General features: G+C 38.1%; 21 protein-coding genes and 5 pseudogenes. 5 read left to right on the plus strand and 21 right to left on the minus strand.

Annotated features, from left to right (window positions below; translation table 11 throughout):
* Nucleotides 1-19 precede the first annotated feature (19 nt).
* Together J7E77_RS30420 and J7E77_RS04435 are read left to right on the plus strand one after the other, a co-directional pair.
* Nucleotides 20-280 (plus strand): LysR family transcriptional regulator substrate-binding protein, encoded by a 261-nt coding sequence (locus J7E77_RS30420; RefSeq protein ID WP_251027991.1) that lies wholly within the window; start codon nucleotides 20-22, stop codon nucleotides 278-280.
* Nucleotides 281-511: 231 nt separating this feature from the next.
* A complete protein-coding gene (locus J7E77_RS04435; protein ID WP_214712675.1) occupies nucleotides 512-1,405 on the plus strand; it encodes a LysR family transcriptional regulator in 894 nt (297 codons plus the stop codon).
* 71 nt (nucleotides 1,406-1,476) lie between these two features.
* Here the strand turns inward: J7E77_RS04435 and J7E77_RS04440 are convergent, their stop codons facing one another.
* From J7E77_RS04440 to J7E77_RS04460, 6 genes and pseudogenes are all read right to left on the minus strand, one after another.
* On the minus strand, nucleotides 1,477-2,511 hold the full coding sequence (locus J7E77_RS04440) for an amidohydrolase family protein (RefSeq protein WP_214712676.1): 1,035 nt from the start codon (nucleotides 2,509-2,511) through the stop codon (nucleotides 1,477-1,479).
* A 34-nt stretch (nucleotides 2,512-2,545) separates the two neighbouring features.
* Entirely contained in the window at nucleotides 2,546-3,460 is a 915-nt protein-coding gene (locus J7E77_RS04445; protein ID WP_214712678.1) for a VOC family protein, read from the minus strand.
* A 99-nt stretch (nucleotides 3,461-3,559) separates the two neighbouring features.
* Nucleotides 3,560-4,039, minus strand: a complete 480-nt coding sequence (locus J7E77_RS04450) for an aromatic-ring-hydroxylating dioxygenase subunit beta (RefSeq protein ID WP_214712680.1) — start codon at nucleotides 4,037-4,039, stop codon at nucleotides 3,560-3,562.
* A complete protein-coding gene (locus J7E77_RS04455; protein ID WP_214712681.1) occupies nucleotides 4,036-5,319 on the minus strand; it encodes an aromatic ring-hydroxylating oxygenase subunit alpha in 1,284 nt (427 codons plus the stop codon). The genes J7E77_RS04450 and J7E77_RS04455 overlap by 4 nt, the downstream gene beginning before the upstream one ends.
* Nucleotides 5,320-5,409: 90 nt before the next feature.
* Nucleotides 5,410-5,502, minus strand: coding sequence for an SDR family oxidoreductase (locus J7E77_RS31620; protein ID WP_256942308.1), 93 nt, complete (start codon nucleotides 5,500-5,502; stop codon nucleotides 5,410-5,412).
* A gap of 122 nt (nucleotides 5,503-5,624) precedes the next feature.
* Nucleotides 5,625-6,322, minus strand: a pseudogene (locus tag J7E77_RS04460) (SDR family NAD(P)-dependent oxidoreductase); the annotation flags it as partial.
* Nucleotides 6,323-6,842: 520 nt separating this feature from the next.
* Here J7E77_RS04460 and J7E77_RS04465 point away from each other — a divergent pair.
* The 3 genes and pseudogenes from J7E77_RS04465 to istB all read left to right on the plus strand — a co-directional run bounded on the left by J7E77_RS04465 (nucleotide 6,843) and on the right by istB (nucleotide 9,127).
* Complete coding sequence (locus J7E77_RS04465) at nucleotides 6,843-7,103, plus strand: helix-turn-helix domain-containing protein (protein WP_214712682.1); 261 nt, start codon at nucleotides 6,843-6,845, stop codon at nucleotides 7,101-7,103.
* A gap of 616 nt (nucleotides 7,104-7,719) precedes the next feature.
* Complete coding sequence (locus J7E77_RS31625) at nucleotides 7,720-7,938, plus strand: Mu transposase domain-containing protein (RefSeq protein ID WP_374102945.1); 219 nt, start codon at nucleotides 7,720-7,722, stop codon at nucleotides 7,936-7,938.
* Nucleotides 7,939-8,401: 463 nt separating this feature from the next.
* Nucleotides 8,402-9,127 (plus strand): annotated as a pseudogene (gene istB / locus J7E77_RS04475) (IS21-like element helper ATPase IstB).
* A gap of 160 nt (nucleotides 9,128-9,287) precedes the next feature.
* On the opposite strand, the pseudogene J7E77_RS31635 reads toward istB, so the two are convergent.
* From J7E77_RS31635 to J7E77_RS04550, 15 genes and pseudogenes are all read right to left on the minus strand, one after another.
* Nucleotides 9,288-9,593 (minus strand): annotated as a pseudogene (locus J7E77_RS31635) (transposase); the annotation flags it as partial.
* A gap of 62 nt (nucleotides 9,594-9,655) precedes the next feature.
* A complete protein-coding gene (locus J7E77_RS04485; RefSeq protein ID WP_214712686.1) occupies nucleotides 9,656-9,961 on the minus strand; it encodes an IS3 family transposase in 306 nt (101 codons plus the stop codon).
* A 26-nt stretch (nucleotides 9,962-9,987) separates the two neighbouring features.
* Nucleotides 9,988-10,473, minus strand: coding sequence for a helix-turn-helix domain-containing protein (locus tag J7E77_RS04490; RefSeq protein ID WP_374102947.1), 486 nt, complete (start codon nucleotides 10,471-10,473; stop codon nucleotides 9,988-9,990).
* Between the two features lie 176 nt (nucleotides 10,474-10,649).
* On the minus strand, nucleotides 10,650-10,823 hold the full coding sequence (locus tag J7E77_RS04500; RefSeq protein ID WP_176541128.1) for a hypothetical protein: 174 nt from the start codon (nucleotides 10,821-10,823) through the stop codon (nucleotides 10,650-10,652).
* 443 nt (nucleotides 10,824-11,266) lie between these two features.
* Nucleotides 11,267-11,479, minus strand: coding sequence for a YolD-like family protein (locus J7E77_RS30430; protein WP_308160402.1), 213 nt, complete (start codon nucleotides 11,477-11,479; stop codon nucleotides 11,267-11,269).
* A 330-nt stretch (nucleotides 11,480-11,809) separates the two neighbouring features.
* Nucleotides 11,810-12,168: pseudogene (locus J7E77_RS31640) on the minus strand (DDE-type integrase/transposase/recombinase).
* Nucleotides 12,149-12,223 (minus strand): DDE-type integrase/transposase/recombinase, encoded by a 75-nt coding sequence (locus tag J7E77_RS31645; RefSeq protein ID WP_374102948.1) that lies wholly within the window; start codon nucleotides 12,221-12,223, stop codon nucleotides 12,149-12,151. The pseudogene J7E77_RS31640 and the gene J7E77_RS31645 overlap by 20 nt, the downstream one beginning before the upstream one ends.
* 464 nt (nucleotides 12,224-12,687) lie before the next feature.
* A complete protein-coding gene (locus tag J7E77_RS04515; RefSeq protein WP_214712690.1) occupies nucleotides 12,688-12,960 on the minus strand; it encodes an amidohydrolase family protein in 273 nt (90 codons plus the stop codon).
* A 250-nt stretch (nucleotides 12,961-13,210) separates the two neighbouring features.
* Nucleotides 13,211-16,654 (minus strand): pyruvate carboxylase, encoded by a 3,444-nt coding sequence (pyc, locus tag J7E77_RS04520; protein WP_374102949.1) that lies wholly within the window; start codon nucleotides 16,652-16,654, stop codon nucleotides 13,211-13,213.
* 80 nt (nucleotides 16,655-16,734) lie between these two features.
* Nucleotides 16,735-16,962, minus strand: a pseudogene (locus tag J7E77_RS04525) (FtsW/RodA/SpoVE family cell cycle protein); the annotation flags it as partial.
* 511 nt (nucleotides 16,963-17,473) lie between these two features.
* Entirely contained in the window at nucleotides 17,474-17,662 is a 189-nt protein-coding gene (locus tag J7E77_RS04530; RefSeq protein WP_144566435.1) for a 4-oxalocrotonate tautomerase, read from the minus strand.
* 59 nt (nucleotides 17,663-17,721) lie between these two features.
* A complete protein-coding gene (locus J7E77_RS04535) occupies nucleotides 17,722-18,510 on the minus strand; it encodes a 2-keto-4-pentenoate hydratase (RefSeq protein ID WP_214712695.1) in 789 nt (262 codons plus the stop codon).
* Nucleotides 18,511-18,554: 44 nt separating this feature from the next.
* Nucleotides 18,555-19,334, minus strand: coding sequence for a 2-keto-4-pentenoate hydratase (locus J7E77_RS04540; RefSeq protein WP_214712696.1), 780 nt, complete (start codon nucleotides 19,332-19,334; stop codon nucleotides 18,555-18,557).
* Between the two features lie 125 nt (nucleotides 19,335-19,459).
* Nucleotides 19,460-20,947 carry an aldehyde dehydrogenase gene (locus J7E77_RS04545; RefSeq protein ID WP_214712697.1) on the minus strand — a complete coding sequence of 496 codons (1,488 nt, stop codon included), beginning with the start codon at nucleotides 20,945-20,947 and terminating at the stop codon, nucleotides 19,460-19,462.
* Between the two features lie 613 nt (nucleotides 20,948-21,560).
* A complete protein-coding gene (locus tag J7E77_RS04550) occupies nucleotides 21,561-21,854 on the minus strand; it encodes an SRPBCC family protein (RefSeq protein WP_214712700.1) in 294 nt (97 codons plus the stop codon).
* Nucleotides 21,855-22,513: the final 659 nt, after the last annotated feature.

A 22,513-nucleotide genomic window follows, 5' to 3' on the forward strand; every position in this document is an offset into this window, starting at 1 on the left:
GATAGAAAAACGCAAAGAGATGGAGGGACTACAAAGTGGACTCATAAGAATTGGTACCTTTTCTAGTGTTACAAGTCATTGGCTACCAGGATTGATAAAAGACTTTAAGGAACAGTACCCAACTGTTCATTTCGAATTACACCAAGGTAATTATACGGACATCTCTAATTGGATTAAGAAAGGAAGCGTAGACTTTGGGTTTGTGAATTCAAATTCTCTATCGAATCTAACTACCAATGACCTAATCTCAAAAACATTATTATTATTAATGAATCATTAGACACAATTTATTGAAGCCCCGGTATTATAAAAAATATTTTGAATTTTAGCCGTAAAAAGAAGATTTTTTTGATTAGAATTTAACATTAATAAAATCTATAATTAGTTTAAATTATTGGTTAGTTATAATTCTTTACATAAAAATGAAAGCGCATTAATACAAGCGTCCGGAATGTTTTTATTGATATCATAATATAAAAGGAGCTCATTTTTTTTATAAGGAAGTGATGTTATGGATGATGAACAACTTTTAACCTTCATTACTGTTTTTGAGTTAAATAATTATACGCGTACAGCAGACTACTTGAATTTAACACAGCCCGCGGTAACGGCAAGAATTCAAAAATTAGAAAATGAACTGGACTGTAAATTATTTTACCGCGACGGAAAAAAAATCCTATTGACTAAGGAAGGAACTGCCCTGCTTCCATATGCACGTAAAATATTAAACAATGTAAAAGAAGTAAGACAGGTGATTAAAGGTATTAAAACTCCAACGATTACCATTGGATTATCACCTGCCATCTCTGTTTCGATTGTCTTAGAGGTTTTATCACTGCTGCGCAAAACAAGTGAGTTTTCGTTTGAATTAGTGGAAGCAGCGGACTCTGTAGAAGTTTCTAAAATGATTGAAGATGGGTCAATCGATATAGGGCTGGTAAGAGATGTAATCCCATTTACAAATCTGGAATCTGAATATATTTTTCATGAAAAGCTTGTTTTTATTGTTGGAAAAGACCATCCATTAGGTGGAAAAGCTGAAATTTTTAAAGACGATCTTATTGACCATACGATGATTTGCTATCGTAGAGAAACAGCCTTATGGCGAAAAATTGATGAAAGATTAATCGGAGTAAGAAATCTAAAACGAATTGAAGTCGGCGGATTCGAAATGGTAATATCGATGATTAAAAATAACTGGGGTTTTAGTGTCGTACCAGAACTAATTCTAGCTAATCACACAAATACACACAATAAAGATTTATGTACCGTCCCTTTTGCTGAATTTAAAGATCTCACTTATAATGTTACTGGAATATATAAAAAGGATTCTCCAAAATTAGAAAGGCTTCTTCTGTTTCTTCATACTTTTGAAACTACTTTAAAAAATTTAAAATCTATTTAAATATGTATACGATATGGATCAGCAATAACAAAGGACATTCCATTTAAACAGAAATGTCCTTTGTTATAAATCTATACCGTTTCTTTAATAAAACTTGCTTTATTTAACCCTAGAAACTCGATAGCATTTTCTCCAAGCATTTTTATCTTTTCCTCATCCAACACGTTTTCTAGCATTTCGACTACATTTCCTGGCGGTGCTTCTCGCAGCAGAAATGGATAGTCAGTACCCATGATTATGTGATCAGCCTCAAATTTTTCAAGCATAAATTGAAGATTGCGGGGGTCATAGACTAGTGTATCGTAATAAATTTTCTTCGCATAATAGCTTGGCGGCTGTTCCGTTGTGCGGATATGCGGCCATACTTCCCAAGCTTGATCGATTCTCGGTAATAAATAAGGCAGGGTTCCTCCGCCATGGGCAAAACAGATTTTTAAATCTGGATACTTATCAAAAATGCCGCTGAAGATTAAGCTCCCTGCAGCAAGCGCTGTCTCAGAAGGCATCCCGATTGAGTACATAAAATTATGTTTAGGCATTCTTTCTTCGCCAACTGTCATCCAAGGATGGACTAAAATCGGAACATCCATTTTTGCCGCTGCTTCTAAAAATCTTTGGATCTCCGGATCATCAAGAGTTTTGCCGTTTGCATTGCTCCCGATTTCAATCCCAACCAGCCCAAGCTCGTTTATAACTCTTTCCATTTCTGCAATTGCCAAATCGGCATCCTGCAAAGGTACCGTACCTAAGCCTACAAAACGGTCAGGATATTCCGCTACTACCGAAGCGATGAAATCATTTTGTGCCTTCGAAAGCTCTAAGCACTTTTCGGCATCTGCCCAATAGATAAACGTAACGGGAATCGGGGATAATACTTGGACGTCGACACCTTCCGCATCCATTTCAGCGATGCGCTTTTCAGGATTCCAGGCATTTTCGTCGACTTTTCGGAATGACTTTCCATCCTTGTAAATTTCAGCTCCACAGCTGCACGTATGCTTTAAAATCGGAAAACGATCATCCGCATATTTTTCCGCAAAATCAGGAAAATTCTCAGGAATAATATGGGTGTGAAAGTCAACACGGAAATTCTCACCTTTTGACACGATGTTGCCTCCTTAAAGGATAATTGTTGATTGATTATTGATTAACTTTTTCCAGGTCTTCCTTTATAAATTTACCAACTTTTCCCCATCCTGGTTTAGGTCTTCCTCCCCATTCATCAAGGGTATGCATGGTTGGTTCTAGACGGCGAGGCTCTCTTGGATTTTCCTCCGGAAATTCTTCCATTCCTTGACTATACTCAATCGTTAAGCCGTCAGGATCCGCAAAATATAGGAAAATGCTGCCCGATGGGTGATGTTTTCCTGGCCCAAAAAGAATCGGAACATTGTTATCCCTTAATCTATTAACTTGAATCCCCACATCATCTACACGTTGAGCTTGATAAGCAAGGTGATTCAATTTATTTTCTTTTCCTTTTGTCAGGGCAAAATTATGGTGAAATGGAGTTCCAGCTGCCCTTAACCAGGCCCATCCCGTTTCCCTTCCTTGGATATCTGAAATGTTGAAGTTCAAAACATTCGTAAAGAAATCAAATAATTCGTCAAATTTATTAGTTTCATAAACGACATGAAGAAGTCTCGTAATTCTGGCCTTCTTAGGAACAAATGGGGTACCCATTTGCATAATTTGCACATAGAATTCATACGTTACCCCTAAATATGGATCTTTAAAACGCAATGTTCTACCTTGGGCCAAATTTTGGCACTCCTTTGCGCTTAATTCGACAGGATTTACACCTTGTACCGTTAAATGGTCAAACACTGCTTGAAATTGGTCTGCCTTTTCAAGCTCAAATGCTACTCTTTTTAACCCAGGTTCTTCTCCTTGTTCAAGAATTAAATTGTGATGGTCCCCGCTGCATCGAAGGTATGCCGCATCAAGAACTCTTTCAACAAATTCCATACCAACAATATTTTCATAAAAATCTACCGATTTATTAAGATCAGTCACGCTTAACACAACATATCCCAACTTTTTATAGCGAATCATTCAAAAACCTCCTATATTATAGTAGAGGGTCTGACCCTCATAGCTTAACCGCGTTAATGTGTTAATTCATATAAACCCCAATCAAAATCTGACTTCATATTATAAAATGATACTTACTTTTCCGTGCGGGCGGAGACTGTCCAATTTGAGAATGACTTTCTTTGATTGAATCTTTAATTCTCCGTTTTCTTTTACCAAGATGTATTTGAGGACCCCGACATAATTGTCAAGTACTTCACGTTTCGTACGGTAGGTAGAGAAATTGCATCTGACTTTTACGGCATCCTCTTCATTATTAACGATTCTTACATTCGTCACATTGTGAAGAGTAGTGGAGTGCGGGTATTCTACATGGGCTTCTCTTTTCAGTAATCGTAACGCCCGCTGTTCTAAACGGGCACGATCATCATGAACAAAGAAAAGCGATTTTTTAAAATCCGCATCAGGATTTCCGATGGGCGGAATCACATACGTTCCATTGCTTGCGAATAATGCAACCCACTCCTTTAACTTAAACTCATCAAGAAGCTCCGCCTCATGGAATAAAAAATCTTCAATTTCCTGACGTGTTATGTTCATACTTCCACCTTCCCAGCTTCTTCTTTTTTGCTTTCCGCTACTGTCATCCGTTTATCCCATTCACGCCAAAAGGCACGCATTTGTTCTTCATCCGTCGCTTGGGGAATTTCCCTGTTCATTCCTTTTGAAATATCATTCCATCCGACTTCTTTAGTATTTAAAAAGCCTTCCTGGCATAGTTCAAGCGCTTCATTATCATCCGGAGTCGCAAAACCGCCTGGCCCTAAAAACTCTAAGTAGCTGTCATTCCGGACCTCCCTGAAACCGTCTGTTTCATTTATAGGAGATAAAGCATAGGCGGTTACTTGCATATAACCCGGTTCAATCGGATAAAAGGTTCTGATTGCAATCGCCATGATATCATTGATGACTAGGTTAGGGAAAATTAAAATATTACGGTTCTTTTTCGAAATTCGGTGGGCTCTTTCTTCGCCAAATTTTTCTACTAAGCGGGCATTGATTTTGTCGATAATTTCTTTCGCCTCTTCACCGTAGCCTTCAATCCATTTTCCGATTGGTCTTGGCCATGGGGCATAATATTCCATTACGGCATGTCCATTCCCCAGAGCGCGTGCTTCCCCTGCAAGACTGTCTTTTTCCATTATTCCGCCGCGGGTCGCAACAATATCAAAATAGGTTTTATGGGTTGGTACCCCGTGGTATAAATCAAAACTATTTTCACAAAGTAATTTCCAGTTCGATCGTACGCTATATTCTTGGGAATCCTGCAAAACTTCCATTCCAACTTCTGTTTGATCTGCCACCAAGTCGAGATACTCTTTGGCGCCTGCCAGGTATTCCTCTAATGATATGGCGTTGTCATCAAAGTTAACGAATACGAAACCGCGGTAACTTTCAAGTTGTTTGACAGCCAGCATATTTTTAGAGCCATCGCAGTTATGGTCTTCCAAGAAACCAAATTTATCAGGTAATCCGACTAATTCCCCTTGCGTATTAAAGCTCCACGCATGATAGAAGCAGCGGAATACTTTTGAGTTTCCTTTTCCTTCACGGCATACAAGCGCACCCCGGTGTGGACAGGTGTTATATAATGCCCTTATCACCCCATCATTGCCGCGGGTAAATAAAAGGTTTCGTCCACCAACTTTTCTTCTATGAAAATCGCCTTTATTCGGTACTTCTGATTCATGCCCGATATATAACCAGCATTTATCAAAAATTTCTTTGCGTTCGATTTCTAAAATTTCCGGATCAATAAAAACTTCACGATTTACTTTAAATAAACACTTCTGTTGATCTTCCTTAAGATAATTGCTCATTGGCTTTCCCCCTAAATAAGTTTTTTCAGTAAACCTGCTCATCATCTGTGTCAGTTCTGAAAGAGGTTTTAGAAAACCTTTAAATCATTTTTATTGCATCGTGCTTCCGCCATTTACACTAATCACTTGGCCCGTAATAAAAGTCGCCTTATCGGAAGCAAGGAATACGACGGCATCCGCCACTTCTTCCGGATAGGCCCCTCTTCCTTTTTTGGAATGATGTTAATATAGCGATCTACCAACCCGGTATCTCTCTTTCTGATCTCATCCAGCAGTTCCCCCTCTACTGCCGGGGGAGCGATGACATTCGCGGTAATATTATTTTTGGCGATTTCTCTTCCTAATCCGGAAACAATGGCATGGACCCCGCCCTTTGCAGCATTATAGGCTGCATGGTCCCATAAACCATTGCGGACAGAATCTGCCCCTATGTTAATAATCCGTCCGTAATTTTGTTTCACCATATGTGGCAACACTCTGTAACATGACCACAGCATGGTCCAGAGGTTGCGGCCGATTGTTGTTTTTAAGGTTTCCGGTGTTTGTTCAAGGAACGGGAGAATCACGCCGCCGCCGGCATTATTGACAAGAATGTCGATTTTGTCCCATTTATTATGGCTTTTTCAACCATCTGGATAACGTTTTCATCTTTTGATAGATCACCAATAAAGTAGTCTGTTTCCCGCCCTGTTAATTGGGCCACTTCCTCGGCGACTTTCTTCGTACGTTCGGGATTGGTTCCTGTAACCAATACAGTCGCACCTGCTTGTGATAAACCAATTGCAACCGCTTTCCAAATTCCTTGTGAAGAACCTGTTACAATGGCTACCCTCCCTTCCAAAAGATAGGCTTGTGATTGACTCGACATGCTAAAATCTCCTCTTTTCCTTGGAATCTCTTTTTTGGTTCGTAAAGAAAATGGTCTGTTTTCTTTTTGTCGTGCAACTATCAAATGCACAAAAACTAGCATCGATTTGGATACCTCAGGAAAATGTAATCGCATCCAAATCTTAACTCAGTGTGCTAAGGTGAACAGCGTTTAATGCATTTTTCCAGATAATATCTGAACATATTGACATTTAAAAATATCAGAATATTATCTTAATTGATTTAATTTTAAATCTTTTTTTTGTGAAAATCTAATCGAAATATTCTTTCTTTTAGTGCCTAAATTCAAGATTTTATTTATATATAAACATTATGAATACGCTGTTAATTCGCGTGCAAAGAGATGATTTAAGAGGAATAATTAATAGATTTCGTTTGTCCTGAGTAAGTTCTAAAGACATTTAAATGGGCATGACATAATAAAAAAAGGGTAAGGGGATCTCGAAATTATAAATAAAACCAAGAATAAACTAAAAGAATCTTTATATTTGTTTTTGATAATCTAGATTTGAGCCACTTTTATACGATTTGATCACATAAAAAATGAGCCACATGATTTCCAATTCTATTAACCTCTCTTATGATAGGAAGTGACTAAACTTACTTCAAATGAGAGGACGAACAGGATGATCGAAATGGCTCAATTTCATAATATCAAATTCTTAAAAGAGGTTGAAGGTTTATCGCAAAGGCAAATTGCGGCAAAACTTGGAATTTCACGTAACACTGTTAGCAAATATCTTAAAAATGATACTGCACTAACGACCGTTTTACGAAAAAAAGTTTATGGGACAAAAGAGTATTCTCCAGAAACAAAACGCGTCATTCCTATCATTAATCAATGGTTAGAAGGCGATGTAAAGAACTGGAAAAAAATAAAAGCATACAGCTATTAAAATCTTTAAAAGATTATAAAATGAATACGATTTAAAGGCTCTGCCTCCAACATCCGTAAAATCGTAGCCAAGCGCAGGCAACAAATTCAAGAAGTCTTTATTTCCCTTGATTTCCAACTCGGCCACCAATTCCAATTCGACAAGGGAGAGGCGGATATTATTCTACAGAGTCGAACACAACGCATTTACCTTTTCTGCATTCAGCTCTCAGCAAGCCGTATGCGGTTTGACAGAGCGTATCTTCTTGAAAAACAGGAAGCATTCCTGGATGGCTTTGTCCATGCGTTTGAGTTTTTAGAAGGTGTTCCAACTGAGGTCTACTTGATAATCTGAAAACATGTGTACAAAAAATCCTTCAAGGAAGAGATAGGCTTGAACAGGAGTCTTTCATTGGACTACAAGCACATTACGTGTTTAAAGCAGAATTTTGTAACCCTGTAAGTGGGAATGAAAAAGTTCGAGTCGAAGGTGCCGTAGGTTACGTAAGAAGGAATGCATTGGTACCTTTACCTGAAGTTCAGTCAGTAAACGAATTGAATGACTATCTCCTGGATTGGTGTTTAAAAGAGCCCGGAAGGACTCACGTCCCAAATAAATCAGAGACTGTCCTAGAAATGTGGGAGAAAGAAAAAGAATATCTTCATCCCTTCCAACGAACCGTTTTGAAGCTTGTAAGCTTTTATCATGCAAAGTTAATAAAACTTCCCTTATTACAGTGGAGACCAATCGTTATTCTGTACCCTGCAGCTATGTGGGTCAAGCTGTATGGGCAAAAATTTTTGTCGATCGTGTAATAGTAGTGGCTCAAAACCATGTGATCGAAGAACACACTTGATCCTATGAACGTAATCAGATGATTACTGTTTTGGATCATTATCTGGAAGTATTACTTAAAAACCACGGGCAATCCGTGACGCTCACGCCTTTCAATCAACTGAAGTCCCTGAAGTATTCAAGCGATTCCATTTGAAAATGCGCGAGCAGGAAGGATTTTTTCAACCGCACGTTTAGCAACTAATTCACCGACCGCTTTTGCACTGTAGGTGATAGAAAGTTCATTCGACTTCTCCTCCTCCACTGTGATATTGTATGGATAATTTAACGAAGGCCTTTTTGGAAGCAGAGAAAACGCAAGTTTTCCGATATGAGAAAGTCCATGAAATCATCCAAAGGCTTACAAATCAGCACATACCAATCAGTACTCTTACTTTGGGCAAAACACCTGTTAATCTTCTCGATTACAAAGTGAACAAGACCAATATTAAACAGGACGCCCAATTGACTGGAGCCGCGCGGAAATGAAAACTGAACTACTTTTAGATTACTTAACTAAACAACTACGGATTCCGACTATTACAGCACAATATCGTTCTCTCGCAAGAGAGGCCGAGGATTGGAACTTAAGCTATGAGGAGTTTCTATTAGCTTTACTAGAAGCGGAATCAGAGTCTAGAGAAGAAAATCAGAGACAAAGAAGGCTTAAACAAGCTGCTTTTCCTGTAAAGAAAACTCTAGAGAGCTATGATTTTAGTTTGATGCCAAGCCTGGATCGAATCGTTTTCTGGCCCTATCAAAGGGAGATTTTGTTGGAGAAAAAGGAAAACATAATATTTTTAGGAAATAGTGGGACCGGGAAGTCGCATCTTGCCACTGCTCTTGGTATTGAAATGATAAAAAATGGCTATAAGGTTAAATTTATCTCGGCTGCAGAATTAGTTGAAGAACTTCTTTTGGCAAATGTAGAACACAAGCTAGGTGCATTGGAAAAAAGGTAGCTCAAATTTGATTTAATCATCATAGACGATCTTGGCTATGTACCGTTTACGAAAATTGGAACTGAACTCCTGTTCCAATTCTTTGCCGGTCGTTATAAACGTGCTAGCGCTATGATAAATACGAATCTAGAATTTACGGAATGGACGTCTATATTTGGAGATAAAAAAATGACCGCAGCCCTTCTAGATCGACTAACCCATAGGGCTCATATTCTCCTTGATCTGACCCCGAAAAGTTGGACAAAATAATAGGATGCTTTCTCGGTGTTAAGAAGCCTGTACTTTACAGGGCTCTTTCCACCGAGCTTTTCTTTAATCCGATCGTTATTGTAGTAAATTATCTAATCTGATGCAGCCTGAGCTACCTCCTCATAAGATAGATATTCATGAGAATAACCTGTTTCACATTTCACGAGGTGGAGGAACTTTCCATTGCTGCGTTATCAAGACAAGTGGCTTTGCGTGACATACTTTGAAAAACACGATGTTCTTTAAGCTCTTTGACCCAGCTATGGTGTTGATATTGAAATCCTTGATCCGAATGAACAGTTGTTCGATAAGGAAGTACTGGAATTGATTCCAAGGCTTCATGTAACGGTTTTAAGGCAAATTTCACAGTAGGATGTAGGTCAATGTTAAAGGCAAGAATCTCACCAGAGTAAAGGTCCATGACTGGTTCAAGATAACAGCGGTGCTCAGTGGACCTATTTCCCCAGCGTAATTCTGTAACATTTACTGTAAGCTTTTAATAAGGTCTATCTGTTTTAAACCGACGATTCACCCGATTTTGTGCAATTTTCCCATCTGTCCCTTTATAAGAGTTGTATTTACTTTTTTCTTTGTATATGCTTGGGACTGTAAGTGTTGCTCTTGCATATCACGTTGTACTCTTTTGTGGTTAACTTTCCATCCACGATGTTTTAATTCCAATGTTACGCGACGATAACCATAAGCTGTGTTATCAGTCTTGATAGCTTTAATCTCTTCAATTAAGTCCCAATCACTCTGTTTTGATTCTTCATGATTTTGATAAAGAAAATACACAATTTTAGGAAGGTCGACGACCTTTAAAATCTCAGTCAAACTATATTTTTGCCTTAATTCAGTGACTACTTGCACTTGCTTTTGTCGGTATCTCCTGGTTCCTGCATTAAGGCTTGTAGCTTTTTTAGGTACTCATTTTCAATCCTTAACATTCGAATTTCACGTTGTAGTTTTTCGACTTCAATGGATTCTTTCCCCTGGTTGTGTTTATGATTAGTTGTCATATCTTTAGGTCTTCCTCTCCGATTGAACAGAGCTTCGACACCTTTCTCTTTGTATTTCTTCTCCCACGACCAAATTGTACTAGGTGTAGATAAATCAAAATGAAGAGCAGTTTCGGGTAATGATGCTCTGTTACTACACATCCATTCGAGTACTTCCAACTTTAAGTTACCATCATAAACACTTTTAGAACTTCGTATATTGAATGCTTTATCCCCATATTTTTTGTAGCGATTTACCCAATCAAGTATAGTTTGAGGACTACCAATGCTAAATTTCTTTGCCAGTTCTCTTGATCCTCCCCCTCCTTCTAAATACTCTGATACAATCTATTTTCTAAAATCACTTGAAAACTTTACCATATTAAAAACCCCCTTAAGTTGGATTATTAGTCCAACTTAAGGGGGTAACTTCATTAAGTTGCCTTTTTCTAATGCTAAAATATTGTTTATTACAGTGTTATTTACTGCTAAAAAAGTTACCTTCCCTCCGAAAAGAGAACCCGTTACTTTTCCTCCTGGCTCCTATTTGTTGAAACTGGATGAATTACATAATAGAATCCTAAAATACTTTCAATCTCTCCTATGTCTAAATATTCATCTGATGAATCTTTAAGCACTATCTGTGCATCTTGAATATCCAATTTCTCTAGTTTTTCAATGAGTTCAGATACTGTCATTTTTTATTTTCCTCCATATTTATTTTATAAAATTATAATACCACAGACTCTATTTATCGTATAAATTACCTTTAGAAATCAAACAGGAGTCTGCACTTTTTTTATGTTTGGATAATTTATTGCAAAACAAGGTAATCAAGTTCATCGTCAATTTAGAAAAGCTACAAATGCAAAACATATTTTTCCTAATTATGATAGTTTAAGAAAAAATATCTATCAAATTAGTATAAATATCCCCTACAGTCAATATGTTATTCCCTTTTAATTTTAGGAAATATATAATTTTAGACCTGATAAAATAGTCCATCGTAAATCATACGCAAATTTTACTCTTTTCTTCTATGAAATACTCCTAATTGGTATATTTGAATATCTTCCTAATCAACGCCAAGCACTCCAACTACGTCAAGAAATGCCACTCGCTCGATTTCACCTGGTTTCACTTAATTGCGGAGCTGATGCGTAAGAGGATCCACGTATTGAACACGACCAGTTATATCTATAATAAAGCCGTCAGTCCATTCGCTAATATTTATCTCAAGATTAGATTCCATTGCGTAAGCTATGCGCAAATCAAACTTCTCCGCCTCATATTCGTGGATGATCGGTTTAGCAATCCGTTCAGTATCCCGCCACAAATTACGCTGCGTCTCCACCAGTTCAGGCAATTGAAATGCGGGTTACCATTTAGCCATACCGCGGTCATGTATCGCCATACAAATCTCCTCCTTTATTTTTATTCACACGAACAAATGTTCTAAATATAAAATAATAATAAAATTCCATTCACCGCTGTTTTACGCTCCTAAGAAAATTTTGTAAAATAAACATCAAACGGGAAGACGAACATTCCAGCAAAATCAGCAAAGAACGTTCGCCTCACTTTTATTACTTATTAGAGTCACACTTATGGTGGTTCTGGTGCAAAAATAAAGTAAAAATGAAAGAAAGCGTATCTATTCCTAACGGAGTCATGTGTTATGTTGCTAGCTCAAACAATTGATGAATGAATTCTTTCTGATTTTGAACAGACTGATGCCGTAAAGATCAATTTGTTCTTTTTTAATCATGTGCATAGCTTCCACTCCTGAAAGAATAGAAGTAGCCGTTTCAATAGATTTGAAACCTGACATATAGCGAAATCGCTTTTTAATGAACCGATGTTCCTGTTCACGATGTTGTTTAGATATTTTATTTGCCTTATTTGTATGTCTTTCGGTACTTGTTTTTCTTCTTTTAGCTCCTTAATGGCTGATGGATAAGCTGGGTTCTTATCTACTGTAATGCCACGTGGCCTGGAAACATGCAAAAAAGCGCTTGGCTTCTTATTTATCTTTTGATTCACTTAGATAAAAATCAATGGTATTCCCTTCTGAATCAACTGCACGATATAAATACATCCATTGGCCTTTTACCGAGATATACGTCTCATCTACTCTCCAAGAATCGTTTGTTTTCTTAAAGTGACGGCGAACTCTCTTATCTAATTCAGGCCCATATTGATGGACTCAACGCATTATCTTGTTGTGGGTAATAGAAAAGCCCCGCTCCTCCATTATTTTTACTAGGTCACGAAAGCTTAAATTGTACCGGAGGTGCCATCTCACTGTAAGCATGATAATTTCTGGTTGATAATGCTTCCACTTAAAAGCACTTGGCTTAGTCCTACTGACTCCCACATCCTTTTTAGATTAGTAGTATCAGTATATACAAGTTTAGGAGATTACTAACAGTTCAATTGAAGTTTTTGCACCAGAGCCTTTAAAACTACTTTAAAGAAAGTAAATATTTCTTGAATCTATAAAACCTATCGGTTGGTGAAAAAAGAACATTCCTATCAAAATGGAATGTTCTTTTGTTTGACCTATACCGTTTCTTTAATAAAACTCTCTTTATTTAATCCTAGAAACTTAATCGCATATTCTCCAAGCATTTGTTTCTTTTCCACATCCGAAACATTTTCCAGCATTTCGACTATTTTTCCCGGCGGTGCTTCCCACAGCAGGAATGGATAATCTGTACCCATGATAATATGATCAGCACCAAATTTTCCAAGCATAAATTGGAGATTGCGCGGATCGTAAACGAGCGTAACGTAATAGAGTTTCTTCGCATAACAGCTTGGCGGTTTTTCCATCTTATTTTGGGATAAATAACTCAGTAATTTTCTTGCCTGATTTAAAACTTAAGGTTCAGTCTCAGCTGAAAAACGGGCACAACTGCTTATCCTCGAATGTACTTTTGCACCACCGAGATTTTCGGCAGTAAGTTTGCTTTTTCGATGCATACTAGAAGAATAGAAAACAGGAATTAGAAAATCACCTTACATGTCAGTTTGTTGCCATATAAGGCAGCCGATTTAATTTTTCCGTTATAAAGTGAGTTTCTTATGACTTCGAAAATTCAATTAATAAATCTCCTGTTTGAATCGAATCACCATTTAATACATAAATATCCTTGACAATCCCTGAGAACGGGGCTTGAACGGTTGTTTCCATTTTCATTGCTTCCGTAATCATTAAATGGTCACCGCGTTCTACCTTTTCTCCTATCTCAACGAGCACTTTCACTACTGTTCCCGGCATAGAAGCAGAAATATGATTTTCATTTTTCAAATCAGCTTTCACCCTGGCAGTTACTGTGGTTTTTATACTTTCATCCTTTATGACCACTTCACGAGGCTGGCCGTTTAGTTCGAAATAAACGACCCTTGTTCCATCCGCCTGCGGATGTCCGACGAAATCAAGTTTCACTAAAAGTGTTTTACCGGTTTCTATTTCCACTTCAATTTCTTCACCTAAGCGCATTCCATATAAGAAAGTTGGCGTATCAAGTACAGATAAAGCTCCGTATAAATCAACGGATTTAATATATTCACTAAAAACTTTAGGATATAATGCATATGCAATAACCTCAAAAGTTGTAACCGGCCGGCCAAGTTCATGAAATAAACCATCCCGGATGGCTTTAAAATCAACGTCTTCAAGCAATTCTCCCGGTCGAACCTCTAATGGTTTTCTCCCTTTTAAAATTATCTTTTGAAGCTCCTCTGGAAATCCCCCGTTTGGCTGGCCAAGGTAACCTTGGAACAATTCAACAACGGAATCAGGAAAGTCAAGCGAATCTCCTCTTTTTATAACTTCCTCTTCTGTTAAATCGTTTTGCACCATAAACAGAGCCATATCGCCAACTACCTTTGAGGACGGGGTAACCTTGACAATATCCCCAAACATACGGTTTACCCTGGCATACATTTCTTTAACCTCATCCCAGCGATCACCGAGTCCAACCGCCTTTGCCTGCTGCTGAAGATTACTGTATTGCCCGCCGGGCATCTCATGCTGGTAAATTTCCGTATGAGGAGCGATCATTCCGCTCTCAAAATCTTGGTAGTATTTACGAACATCCTCCCAATAATGGGAAAGCTGTTCAAGTCCTTTAATATTTAATTCGGGCCTTCTTACATTTCCTTCAAGTGCATAATAAAGAGAGTTTGCGCTTGGCTGTGATGTTAAGCCGGCCATCGAGCTCAACGCCACATCGACAATGTCGACACCTGCATGAATGGCTCTTGCATACGTAAAAATACCATTTCCGCTCGTATCATGGCTATGAAGATGAATCGGTATATCAATGGTTTCCTTTAATTCAGAAACAAGCTGGTAAGCAGCCTCAGGCTTCAACAGTCCTGCCATATCCTTTATTGCTAAAATATGGGCACCTTGTTGCTCCAGCTCTTTTGCAAGCGACTTGTAATAATCCAAATTATATTTTGTTCTATATGGATCTAAAATATCGCCTGTATAGCAAATCGTTGCTTCAGCAATTTTCCCTGATTGCCGGACAGCATCAATGGCCGTTTCCATTCCTTTTGCCCAGTTAAGGCTGTCAAAAATCCTGAAAACATCAATTCCGGAATAGGCTGCTTTTTCGACAAATTCCCTTATTACATTATCCGGATAATTTTTATAACCGACCGCATTTGACCCTCTAAACAACATTTGAAATAAAATATTCGGTATTTTTTCTCGCAAACTTAATAAACGTTCCCATGGATCCTCTTTTAAAAATCGATAAGCCACATCAAAGGTTGCTCCTCCCCACATTTCAAGAGAAAACAGGTCCGAAAGTAATTTGGCCGACGGTTCAGCTATATGCAGCAAATCCGTTGTCCGAACCCGCGTTGCTAACAATGATTGATGCGCATCCCTAAAGGTAGTATCCGTAAACAGAACCTTCTTCTGATCCTTCACCCACCGGATGAGTCCGTCTGCACCTTTCTCATCCAATATTTGCTTTGTACCGTTTGTGGTTGGCATGTCATATTTCAGCATCGGAATTCTTGGCTTAGCAAAAACAGGTTTTTTCTTTTTCTTTTCGATGCCAGGGAAACCATTGACGGTGACATTGGCAATATAATTTAGCATTTTGGTTCCCCGGTCTTTTCTTACCGGAAACAGGAAAAGCTCAGGTGTCTGATCAATAAAGGATGTGTCATATTCACCTTTAATAAACTTTTCATGTTTAACCACATTCTCAAGAAAAGGAATATTCGTCTTAATTCCCCTTATCCTGAATTCACGCAAATTACGGACCATTTTGGCAGCGGCGTTTTCAAACGTTAACGCCCTTGTTGATAATTTGACCAGCAATGAATCATAGTACGGAGTAATCACACTGCCAGTAAAGGCATTACCGGCATCAAGGCGAACTCCAAATCCGCCGCCGGAACGATAAGCCATAATTTTCCCTGTATCTGGCATGAAATTATTTAATGGATCTTCTGTTGTTACCCGGCACTGAATCGCATAGCCGTTTAATTGAATTTTGCTTTGTTCCGGTACACCAATCACATCACCGTGTAGATCATGCCCCTCCGCAACCAAAATCTGTGTCTGAACAATATCAATCCCTGTAATCATTTCTGTAATGGTATGTTCCACTTGTACTCGCGGATTCACTTCAATAAAATAAAATTCCTGTCCTGCAACCAGAAACTCCACTGTACCTGCATTCACATAGCCGACGTTTTTCATTAGCTTGACAGCTGCATCACAAATATCTTTGCGTAATTGTGTGGAAATTGATACGCAAGGTGCCACTTCGACAACTTTTTGATGGCGCCTTTGAACCGAACAATCGCGTTCATAAAGATGAATAATGTTGCCATGCTTGTCCCCAATAATTTGAACTTCAATATGCTTTGGATTTTCAATTAGTTTCTCGATATATACTTCATCATTACCAAATGCGGCCTTTGCTTCGGACTTCGCCCGTTCAAACGCTTCCTGCATTTCTTTGGCATCTCTGACAATTCTCATACCCCTGCCGCCGCCGCCAAGAGCTGCCTTAATCATAACCGGATAACCAACCTGTTCTCCGAAGGCAATCGCTTCTGTCAGGCTGTTGACCGGGCCATCGCTGCCGGGAATCACAGATATTTGGTCAAGTTCAGCTTGTTTTCTTGCTTTTACTTTATCCCCAAACATATCAAGATGCTGAGTTTCCGGTCCGATAAAAATAAGCCCTTCTTCTTCACACCGTCTGGCAAAATGAATATTTTCCGATAAAAATCCATAGCCGGGATGAATAGCGTCAACCCCACTTTCTTTAGCAATCTCAATGATTCCTTCAATATCTAAGTAGGCATCAATTGGCTTCTTCCCCACCCCGACAAGATAGGATTCATCGGCCTTATAACGGTGAAAAGAACTCGAGTCCTCTTTCGAGTAAATCGCTACTGTACGAATATTTAATTCCGTACATGCCCGAAAAACTCGAATCGCAATCTCCCCTCTATTGGCCACTAACACCTTATTAATCTTAACTATCACCTTTAACACCCCAATCATATTTTAAAAGGCGCAAAAAATAATTTTTCCTGTACAAGGAAAGAATATGATAAATATTGTTACCAGATCTTGTTTGTATTTCTTTCATAATTAACAAACATAGAAACGTTAACCAGTACACCTGTAACAATCGCTAATTGAATGAAGGATGAACCGCCGTAGCTCACAAATGGAAGCGGGACCCCCGCAAGCCGAATGAATCCGGAAATCCCGGCAGGGTTGATAATAACTTGAGTTCCTATCATGCTAGAACCCCCAATTGTCAGCAAATTTCCAAAGGAATCTTTTCATTTTAATGTAAATTTTCTCTTAATGCGAAACCAATTAAGCAATTTACCCTTGGTTCATTTCATATTTGTAAAATCTTTTAAATAAACCTTCACCATGTCTGCAATGTTTTTATAATGAGTTTGCACCTGTAAGATAGACCTGAAAACAATGGATTATCATGATTAAAAAATTCGTTAATGAAATGATTAAATCAGACAGATATAAAAAATACCAATTCAACAAGATGAATGGGTATGCCTTTAAATCTATTTCTACTATGGCTAATCATAACGATATGAGTGAAAAACAAGAAGAGGTGTAGCGAACCTCCCTTGAGGGGATGTCAGTACCTCAGGTATATCGACAAACCCGAATATTTTCGAATTTGTCGACAGTCTGAACTCCCTTTCAAAAAATATAGGGAGTTTTAATTTTTTATATCTAAGGTTGTGAAAAATTACCTTTATATAAACAACTAATAGTTTGTCAATTTTCTAGAATACAGTTACTAGACTCATGCTTATTCGTTTATTTTCTTTCAGAAACCGGTACACCGGCAACTCCCCAATGAGTTTTTGGCATTTCATTTACCAATACTCGAACGCTAGTTTTTGGTGCAACTAATGTTTCAACAACAGTATCAGTAATATTTTCAATTAATGCTTTTATTTTTTCAGGTGGTCTGCCTTCCATAATATTTACTTGAATAAGTGGCATGATAATTCCCCTTTCATAAATTATATTTTCCTATTGTAATATGTTTTAAAATTGCTCATTTATTCACCAACAGAGAAAGTTACTTCGCCCAGCCCATCAAATTTACCTGAAACAACGTCGCCAACTTTTAACAATATTGCACTTGTTAAGGCTCCCGATAAAATGATTTCGCCTTTTTTAATTTTATCTCCTTTTCTAGCGAGCATGTTTGCCAATACTGCAATGGCATTGGCAGGATGTCCTAAAACGGCAGCGCCAGCGCCCAATTCTTTAATTTGGCCATTAATCGATAAAGTTGCCCCTACTAATTCAAGTTCAAAGTCATTTGGTTTTCGAAGTGTATTACCGAATACGACCCTTGAAGTAGATGCATTATCAGCAATTACATCTGTGTGGGTAAAGTTAAAATTTTCATAACGGCTGTCAATAATTTCAAGTGCAGGTAAAACATACTCTGTTTTAGCTAACACTTGTGAGCCGGTAATTCCAGGTCCTTCAATATCTTCTCCAATCAAAAACGCAATTTCTGCTTCCACTTTTGGATGGATCAGATCAGAAAATGGAAGAACACCACCGTTATCGATCAACATATAATCAAACACATATCCGTAAATTGGCTCAGTAACGCCCATTTGTTCCCACTTCGCCTTGCTTGTTAATCCCATCTTAGGGCCAATGATTCTTCGGCCCTCGTCTAATTTTTTTTGAACAAGCAGTTCCTGTGCCTGATAAGCTTCCTCAACTGTTAAATCAGATTTAAACGTCTTAGTTACCTTTACAACTTCACGTTTTTCTACTTCCGCAGCAACTAAGTAATCAGCAATTTGTTTAATAATATCACTTGCCATTCCTTTTCCTCCTTTGATCCAGATTAAGTATCTATTTAAGCCAATTATTTAAAGTTAACGCTTACTTGACCAAGATAAGCAAATCTTGCTGTAAAATTGTCGCCCGGATTAACGACAACCATGCCGGAAAGTGCACCCGAAAGGATTACTTCACCTGCTTTAAGAGTAATATCATAATCTGCTAAACGATTCGCCAGCCATGCAACACAAGTTGCCGGATTTCCAAGTGCAGCGGCTCCAACACCTGTATTGGCAACTTCACCATTTTGCAAAAGTACCATGCCCATTAATTCCAGATTAATATCTTTAATTTTTGTAGGCTTACCACCCAATACAAATAATCCGGATGAAGCATTATCAGCGACCGTGTCTGGTAGCTTAATTTTCCAATCTTGTATCCGACTATCAACAATTTCTAAAGCAGGAACAACATAATCTGTTGCTTGCAGCACATCAAGAACAGTCACATTCGGACCTTTTAAATCTTTCTTTAAAATAAATGCAATTTCACCTTCTACTTTCGGCTGAAGCATGGTTTCACAAAAAATAGTACCGCCATTTTCAACGACCATGCTGTCTAATAGATGTCCATAGTCAGGCTCATCAACACCCAACATTTTTTGTACAGCAACAGAGGTTAATCCAATTTTTTTGCCAACAATTTTCTGTCCTTCAGCTAGCTTCTTTTTAATATTTTCCAATTGAATATAATATGCCTCATCGACAGTAATTTCTGGATCTACTACAGATAGCGGATTAATTCCAACGCGGCTTTTTTCAGCTTCTAATAATTTAGCAGCAAACTTTTCAATTTTACAAGTCAATTGAATATATCCTTTCTATTATAAATGTATTTTGACACTGTTTAGTATAAGCTGAGAAACATTCAAAAAAGTTGCACGGTATATCTTATTTAAACCGTGCAACATATCCATGTTAAAAACTAAAATTAAAGTTTAACACAAATATTAGTTATTTCAGTGTAGAATTCCCAACTGTGACTACCGCCAACACGACCTAGTCCACTGTCTTTCGTACCTCCGAATGGAGTTCTAAGATCACGTACAAACCAGCAGTTGATGTAAGATACACCTGATACAATTTTTTGGGCTACACGGTGTGCACGACGGATATCGTTAGTCCAGATTGTGTTACTTAAGCCCATCCGAGTATCGTTTGCTGCCGCAATCACTTCTTCTTCTGTGTCAAATGGAATAACTGTAACAACCGGTCCAAAGATTTCTTCACGAACACAACGAGATCTGTCATCTAGACCAGTAATGATGGTTGGTTCTATGAAATATCCTTTATCCAAACCATCAGGGCGCTTACCTCCTGTAACGAAAGTACCGCCTTCTTCTTCAGCAATTTTCAGGTAGCTCATTACTTTATCATAGTGTACTTTGGCGACTAATGCGCCTTGATCATTGCTCATATCAAATGGATCGCCAACTTTTAATTCTCTTGTTTTAGATGCAAATCTTTCTACGAATTCATCAAAAATTTGGCGTTCAACATAGATTCTTGAACCGCAGACACAAACTTCCCCTTGATTTGTAAAACTTGATCTAATGGTTGTTGCCACTACTTCATCAATATCCACATCTGCAAATATAATGTTAGGGTTTTTACCGCCTAATTCGAAAGAAAGCTTTTTTAGTGTAGGCGCAGCTTCTGCCATGATTTTAGCACCTGTAGATACTTGCCCGATAAAACCGATACCTGCAATGTCAGGGTGTTTGTTGATTGCACTTCCAGCACCAGGTCCAAAACCGTGAACCAAGTTTACAACTCCATCCGGAACACCAGCTTCTTTAAGAATTTCCATTAATCTTGTTGCAGTCATTGGGGTTAATTCAGATGGCTTAATCACTACTGTACATCCTGCAGCCAAAGCTGGAGCTAATTTCCATGTTAATAAGAATAATGGAAGATTCCATGGCTGGATTAATCCAACTACTCCAATCGGGCGGCGATATCCGTAGTTAAGCGCATTGTGAGTTTCATCTTGGTATGCCTCTGTTCCTATAGAAATCATGTAATCTGCAAAAAAATGGAAGTTTGCTGCTGCACGAGGAGCATCAACATGACGTGAGAATTTAAGGTGCTTACCAGTATCTAATGATTCTAATTGTGCGATTTCTTCTTGTCTTGCTTCAAGAATGTCACCAACTTTGCGGATAATTCTTGAACGTTCATTTACAGTCATTTTTCCCCATGGGCCTTCTTCAAAAGCACGTTTAGCAGCTTTAACAGCTAAATCAATATCTGCCGCGCTTCCTTCTGCAACTGTACCATAAACTTCCTCGGTTACAGGGTTCACGTTATTAAACGTTTTTCCATTTACAGATTCAACAAATTTACCGTCGATATAATGTAAACAATCAAATGGGTTTACGATAGGTTCAACTACTGTTTTAGTTTCGACTTGCACCATTCATAATTCCTCCTTGGTTTTGATTTTAATATTTTCTAAATATAGCGTTAATGCTTACATGTTTTATGTTAATGCTTATTTGTTTATGGAACTTTCCACTTCACTTAAAAGAGTTAAAAAAGTGTGCGTCTGACCCAACCTAAATTATAAGATAATGCTTACTTTTCCGTGCGGACGGAGACTGTCTTGCTTTAGGATGACTTTCTTGGATTGAATCTTTAATTCTTCTTTTTCTTTTACCAAGATGTATTCGTTGACTCCGACGTAATTGTCGAGCACTTCACGTTTTGTGGGATAGGTTGAGTAAATGCAGCTTACCTTACGGCATCCCCTTCATTACTAACGATTCTTACATTCGTGATATTGTGAAGAGTGGTCGAGTGTGGATATTCTACATGGGCCTCTTTTTTCAATAATCGTAACGCCCCTGTTCTAGACGGGCTCGATCATCATGAACGAAGAAATTTTTTAAAGTCCGCATCAGGATTTCCGATGGTCGGAATCACATACGTTCCATTGCTTGCTAATAATGTAGCTCACTCCTTTAGCTTAAACTCATCAAGAGGTTCCGCCTCATGGACTAAAAGATCCTCAATTTCCTGACGTGTTATGTTCATACTTTCACCTTCCCAGCTTCTTCATTTTTGCTTTCCGCTGCTGTCCTCCGTTTATCCCATTCACGCCAAAAGGAACGCATTTGTTCTTCATCCGTTGCTTGGAGAATTTCCCTGTTCATTCCTTTGGAAATATCATTCCATCCGACTTCTTTAGTATTTAAAAAGCCTTCCTGGCATAGATCAAGTGCTTCATTATCATCCGGAGTCGCAAAACCGCCTGGCCTTAAAAACTCTAAATAGCTGGTCTGATTCCTTCTTGTCGAGACTATCAAATGCACGAAAACTAGCATCGAACCCGGGCACCTCAGCCAAATGTAATCGCATCCAAAAGTTAACCCAACGTGCTAAGGTAATCAGCGTCTAATGTATTTTTCAGATAATATCAATATTTTAAAATGTTAATATTTAAATATTGAATATTATCTTGATTAATTTAATTTTAAATCTTTTGACCATGTAATTCTAATCGAAATTATCTTTCTTCTAGCGCCCGAATTCAAGATTTTATTTATATATAAACACAATGAATACGCTGTTAATAATATAGTAAACCATTGTTTCTTCTAGTTACATTTCGATTAAATGGGATTAAACATACCATTCAATATAATTTTTGTATCAATCCGTTTTGCAAGTGGTTCGGAAAGCTACAAACACGATTTACTGCGGTCAAGAACAAACCTTATCGGTACAAGCTCATCCGGAAAGCGGGACACAAATCAATTCAATGTAACTTGTGACGCTATATATCCTAATCAAGGTATGACATTCGATTGCGCCACCACACCCTATTCTAATTAGAGCATCGCACAGGAAGTAGAACACTGAATCCGTATTAATTCTGTGAAGGATGTTGTGTCTGAATACCAATTTCATAAGGAAACGTGTGTAAATTCAGATAAAAATCCAGTTGAACATCCTTCCTATTTCTACAAAAGAGAAAAAAGCA

This window comes from Bacillus sp. ISL-77, assembly GCF_018613105.1.

Bases quoted from the DNA above. Each gene is read 5' to 3' on its own strand.
- J7E77_RS30420 (WP_251027991.1), top strand. From the start codon at position 20: ATGGAGGGACTACAAAGTGGACTCATAAGAATTGGTACCTTTTCTAGT.
- J7E77_RS04435 (WP_214712675.1), top strand. From the start codon at position 512: ATGGATGATGAACAACTTTTAACCTTCATTACTGTTTTTGAGTTAAAT.
- J7E77_RS04445 (WP_214712678.1), bottom strand. From the start codon at position 3,460: ATGATTCGCTATAAAAAGTTGGGATATGTTGTGTTAAGCGTGACTGAT.
- J7E77_RS04450 (WP_214712680.1), bottom strand. From the start codon at position 4,039: ATGAACATAACACGTCAGGAAATTGAAGATTTTTTATTCCATGAGGCG.
- J7E77_RS04455 (WP_214712681.1), bottom strand. From the start codon at position 5,319: ATGAGCAATTATCTTAAGGAAGATCAACAGAAGTGTTTATTTAAAGTA.
- J7E77_RS04465 (WP_214712682.1), top strand. From the start codon at position 6,843: ATGGCTCAATTTCATAATATCAAATTCTTAAAAGAGGTTGAAGGTTTA.
- J7E77_RS04500 (WP_176541128.1), bottom strand. From the start codon at position 10,823: ATGACAGTATCTGAACTCATTGAAAAACTAGAGAAATTGGATATTCAA.
- J7E77_RS04515 (WP_214712690.1), bottom strand. From the start codon at position 12,960: ATGGAAAAACCGCCAAGCTGTTATGCGAAGAAACTCTATTACGTTACG.
- J7E77_RS04530 (WP_144566435.1), bottom strand. From the start codon at position 17,662: ATGCCACTTATTCAAGTAAATATTATGGAAGGCAGACCACCTGAAAAA.
- J7E77_RS04535 (WP_214712695.1), bottom strand. From the start codon at position 18,510: ATGGCAAGTGATATTATTAAACAAATTGCTGATTACTTAGTTGCTGCG.
- J7E77_RS04545 (WP_214712697.1), bottom strand. From the start codon at position 20,947: ATGGTGCAAGTCGAAACTAAAACAGTAGTTGAACCTATCGTAAACCCA.
- J7E77_RS04550 (WP_214712700.1), bottom strand. From the start codon at position 21,854: ATGCTAGTTTTCGTGCATTTGATAGTCTCGACAAGAAGGAATCAGACC.